Below are 4,724 nucleotides of genomic sequence, written 5' to 3'. Positions count from 1 at the left end.
AACGTGGTGAGCGCGACGAGGACCTGCGCCGGCTCACCGGGCTGCTCGCCGGCAACCGGCTGGTCACCCTGCTCGGGCCGGGCGGAGCGGGCAAGACGCGGCTGGCGAGCGTGGCGGCGGGCCGGCTCGCCGACGGCGTACCCGGCGGGGCGTGGCTGGTCGAGCTGGCACCGATCACCGACCCGGCGGACGTGCCACGGGCCGTGCTCGACACGCTCGGGCGGCGGGACCGGAAGCTGGAACCGGTACGCCAGCCGGCCCGCGACACGCTCGGCCGCCTGGTGGACACGATCGCCACCGACGAGACGCTGATCGTGCTGGACAACTGCGAACACGTCGTCGAGGCCGCCGCCCGGCTCGCCGAGGACCTGCTCGGCCACTGTCCGGGGCTGCGCGTGCTGGCCACCTCCCGGGAGCCGCTCGGCATCGTCGGCGAGGTGCTGGAACCCGTACCCCCGTTGCGGCTGCCACCGGCGGACGCGACGCCGGGCGACGCGCTCGCGTACCCGTCGGTGCAGTTGCTGCGCGACCGGGCCGCTGCCGTGCGGCCCGGGTTCGCGGTGACCGGCGAGAACGTGGCGGCAGTGGTGGAGATCTGCCGGCGGCTCGACGGCCTGCCGCTGGCCATCGAACTCGCGGCGGCGCGCCTGCGGACGCTGTCGCCGCGGCAGGTCGCGGCCGGTCTGGACGACCGGTTCCGGCTGCTGACCGGCGGCAGCCGCACCGCGCTGCCCCGGCACCGCACGCTGCGGGCGGTGGTGGACTGGAGCTGGGGGCTGCTCACCGACGACGAGCGGCAGCTCGCCGAACGGCTCGCGGTCTTCCCGGCGTCGGTCACCGCCGACTCGGCGGCCGGCGTCGCCGGCCCGGCCGCCGTCGCGCTGCTCGACGCGCTCGTGGACAAGTCGCTGCTCCAGGTGGTCGGCGACGGGCGGTTCCGGATGCTGGAGACCATCCGGGAGTACGGGCTGGAACGGCTCGCCGCCGCCGGGGCGTCGGCCGGGGCGCGCGCCGCGCACGCGGCGTACTTCCGGGAGCTGGTCCGGACCGCGGAGCCGCACCTGCGCACGGCCGGTCAGCTGCCGTGGCTGCGGCTGCTGGAGGCGGAACGGGAGAACATCGTCGGCGCGCTGCACTACGCCTGCGACGCCGGTGACGCCGACACCGCGCTGCGCATCGGCGCGGGGCTGGCGTTGCCGCTGGTGATCTGGGGCGACGGCGGCATCGGCGGTGACGTGCTGGCCCGCGCGCTGGCGCTGCCCGGCCCGGCACCGGCGGAGGAGCGGGCGGTGGTGCTCGCCATCCGCATCGGTTCGGAGCTGGCAGGCGGCGAGCGGGGGCCGACGCCGGAGCAGATCGCCGAGCTGACCACGACCCTGCGGGCGGTGGAGGGGACCAAGCATCCGATCGTGGGGCTGCTCGCGCCGATGCTGTCGATCTTCGACGACGACACGGCGGCCGGGATCGCGGCGATCGACCGTGCGCGCGGGCATCCCGACCCGTGGACCGACGGCACGCTGCTGGGGGTACGCGGCAAGTTCAAGGAGAACGACGGCGACGCCGAGGGCATGCTGCGTGACCTGACCGACGCCGCCGCGGAGCTGCGCGCGGTCGGCGAGCGGATGAGCCTGTCGCACGTGCTCAGCGAGTACGCCGACGCGCTCACCAAACGCGGCGACTTCGAGGCGGCGACCGCGGCGCTGGAGGAGTCGGTGCGGCTGGCCCGGGAACTCAACCCGGCCTCCGAGCCCGGCTTCCAGCTGATCTGGCTCGCCGCCATCCGGGCCCGCTCCGGCGACGTGGCCGGCGCCACGGCCGAACTGCGCCGGTTCGTGACCGACCGGGACGGCCGGGACGGCGCGTTCGGGCTGATGATGCTCGGCAGCATCGCCCGCTCCGAGGGGTCGCTGGACGAGGCGCAGGAGTGCCTCGCCGAGGCGACGCGCCGCCAGGACGAGACGCCGTTGGCCGCCCCGCAGTTCCGTGCCCTGCTGCTGACCGAGACGGGCCATCTGGCGCTGGCCCGCGGTGACCTGCCGGGTGCGCGTCGCTGTCTCGACGATGCGACCACGCGCAGCCTCGCCGCCCGGGACATGCCGGTGGTCGCGATCGTCACTGTCGGCTGGGTCGCGTTGGCGGTGGCCGAGGGCCGGTACGAGCGCGCGGCCGAACTGCTCGGCGTCTCCGACTCGCTGCGCGGGCGGCCGGACCGCTCCAATCCCGACGCGCAGCGGCTCGCCGAGCGGCTGCGCGCCGAGCTGGGCGAGGAGAGCTACGCCGCCGCGTACGCCCGGGGTCACGGCCGCAGCCGGGCCGACGCCCTCGCGTTCGTGGGCGGCGACCCGGCTGGATGAGGCGCGGTCAGGCGCGGCGGCGGTAGGCGCGGACGGCGAGCGGCGCGAAGACCGCGATGATCGCCACGGTCCAGAGCAGCGACCGGGTCACCGGCCCGGCCACCGGGCCGCCGATCATCAGACCCCGGGCCGCCTCCATCACGTCGGCCACCGGGTTGACCCCGACCCACCACTGCAACCAGCCGGGCAGCGTGTCCGTCGGCACCATCATGTTGGTGCCGAAGGTCAGCGGGAACAGCAGCAGGAACGCCGTGCCCTGCACCGCGCCCGGGCTGCGCATCAGCACCCCGAGCAGCACGCCGATCCAGCTGACCGCGAACGCGAACGCGATGGTCAGCAGGCAGGCGGCGAGCGCGGACAGCGGGTCGGTGCCGATCCGGAAGCCGAGCGCGTAGCCGAACCCCAGCAGCACCGCGATGGAGACCACGAACCGGACCAGGTCGCCGACCACCGAGCCGACGAGCGGCGCGGACCGGGCGATCGGCAGGCTGCGGAACCTGTCGAAGACGCCCTTCTCGACGTCGGTGTTGAGGCTGACGCCGGTGGCGATGGACGCGAACAGCACGGTCTGCACCATGATCGCGGGCAGCAGGAACTGCAGGTACTCGTGCTGCGAGCCGGCGACCGCGCCGCCGAGCAGGTAGACGAAGATCAGCACGAAGACGACCGGCTGGAGCGTGACGTCGAGCAGTTGTTCCGGGGTCCGGATCGTCTTGATCAGGCTGCGGCCGGCCAGCGCGAGACTGTGCCGGACCAGCCCGAACGGCCGGGCGGAGGCGCGGGGCGTGCCGGTCCGGGGCGGCGGCGTCGCCGTACGGGTCGTCGTGGTCATGCCGCCACCTCCGCCTGCTCCTCGGCGCCGTGGCCGGTCAACGTGAAGAACACCTCGTCGAGGCTGGGCAGCCGCAGCGCCAGCTCGACCACTCCGATGCCGGCGTCGTCGAGCCGGCGGACCACAGCGGTGAACGGGGTGTCGTCGTCCACCGGCACGGTGAGCACGCCCGGCCGGGGCAGCTCGGGATCGGTCCCGGTGGCGGCGCGCAGGATCTCGGCGACCGCGCCGATCCGGCCCGGATCGGTCGGCCGGACCACGATCGTCTGGCTGCCCGCGATCCGCTTCAGCTCGCCCGGCGTACCGTGCGCGATCACGCGCCCGTGGTCGATCACCGAGATCTCGTCGGCGAGCGCGTCGGCCTCGTCCAGGTACTGCGTGGTCAGCAGCACCGTCGACCCGTCGTCGACGAGCGAGCGGACCACACCCCACATCTCCTCCCGCTTCGCCGGGTCCAGCCCGGTCGTCGGCTCGTCCAGGTAGATCACCTCCGGCCGGCCGACCAGGCTCGCCGCCAGGTCCAGGCGGCGGCGCATACCCCCGGAGTACGTCTTGGCCGGGCGTCCGGCCGCGTCGGTCAGGCCGAACCAGGCGAGCAGCTCCGCCGCCCGCGCCCGCGCCTCGTGGCGGCTCAGGTCGAGCAGCCGGCCGATCAGCACCAGGTTCTGGGTGCCGGTCAGGTCCTCGTCCACCGAGGCGTACTGGCCGGTCAGCCCGATCAGCCGCCGTACCCGGGCGGCGTCGGTGACCACGTCGTAGCCGCCGACAGTCGCGCGCCCCCCGTCCGGGCGCAACAGCGTGGCGAGGATCCGTACCGCAGTGGTCTTGCCGGCGCCGTTGGGTCCCAGCACCCCCAGCACGGTCCCCCGGCGTGCGGCGAGGTCGATCCCGGCCAGCGCGGTGGTCGTACCGAACCGCTTGACCAGGCCCTCCGCTTCGAATGCGTAACTCATGACGCCGACGATGGCCGGGGCCGCTGGCACCGGGCGCACACGCCGCGCACACCGTCGTGTGCGCGGCGGCGAAATCGAGTACGCGTGCTCATTCGCCCGCCCCGCCGGCCGGGCAGGATCGAAGGCGTGACAACGAGACGTACGCTGCTCGGCGGTCTGTTCCTGGCGCTGGCCACGGCCGGCGCGTGGGTGGCCTGGCTGAGCTGGGAGTCCGGCTGGACCGTGGACCCGCAGACCGGCGACATGAGCGGGCCGTACGCGGTCTGGCAGGTCGCCGCCGCGGTGCTGACCCTGGGCGCGCTGGCCGCCGTCGCCGGCTGGTGGCTGAACATCTGGCTGGTGGCGACCGTGATGACAGTGGCGTTCACCGTTCCGTGGGCGGTGCACGCCGCCTCGACCGACGACACCGGCCTGTGGGCGGTCGGGGCGGCGCTCGTGGCGATCGGCACCACCATCGGAACGACGCTTGTCGGCGGCGCCGCCGGGTGGCTGCGCCGCCGGACCGGGTGACCGCAGTCGTCAGTCGCGGTTCAGGCGTTCGGCGTACGCGTCGCGCAGGTCCGCCCAGCCGAAGTCCTTCGCCTC

At 74.6% G+C, this 4,724-nt stretch carries 4 protein-coding genes; 2 read left to right on the top strand and 2 right to left on the bottom strand.

Going from position 1 to position 4,724, the window contains the following annotated elements:
• Positions 1-2,354, top strand: a 2,354-nt coding sequence (locus KBX39_RS23740; RefSeq protein WP_210872579.1) for an AfsR/SARP family transcriptional regulator, incomplete at its 5' end; no start/stop codon positions are given.
• 7 nt (positions 2,355-2,361) lie between these two features.
• Here the strand turns inward: KBX39_RS23740 and KBX39_RS23735 are convergent.
• Both KBX39_RS23735 and KBX39_RS23730 read right to left on the bottom strand, forming a co-directional pair.
• Positions 2,362-3,186 (bottom strand): ABC transporter permease, encoded by an 825-nt coding sequence (locus KBX39_RS23735; protein WP_043329121.1) that lies wholly within the window; start codon positions 3,184-3,186, stop codon positions 2,362-2,364.
• Positions 3,183-4,139, bottom strand: coding sequence for a daunorubicin resistance protein DrrA family ABC transporter ATP-binding protein (locus KBX39_RS23730; RefSeq protein ID WP_043331034.1), 957 nt, complete (start codon positions 4,137-4,139; stop codon positions 3,183-3,185). The genes KBX39_RS23735 and KBX39_RS23730 overlap by 4 nt, the downstream gene beginning before the upstream one ends.
• 126 nt (positions 4,140-4,265) lie before the next feature.
• Between KBX39_RS23730 and KBX39_RS23725 the strand changes: the two genes are divergently transcribed.
• Complete coding sequence (locus KBX39_RS23725) at positions 4,266-4,649, top strand: hypothetical protein (protein ID WP_043329122.1); 384 nt, start codon at positions 4,266-4,268, stop codon at positions 4,647-4,649.
• Positions 4,650-4,724 lie beyond the last annotated feature (75 nt).

It is taken from the genome of Micromonospora sp. D75 (assembly GCF_018070405.1).
GTDB classification, from domain to species: domain Bacteria; phylum Actinomycetota; class Actinomycetes; order Mycobacteriales; family Micromonosporaceae; genus Micromonospora; species Micromonospora chalcea.
The sequence above is the reverse complement of the archived record's forward strand: the minus strand, read 5'-3'. Positions and strand labels throughout refer to the sequence as shown.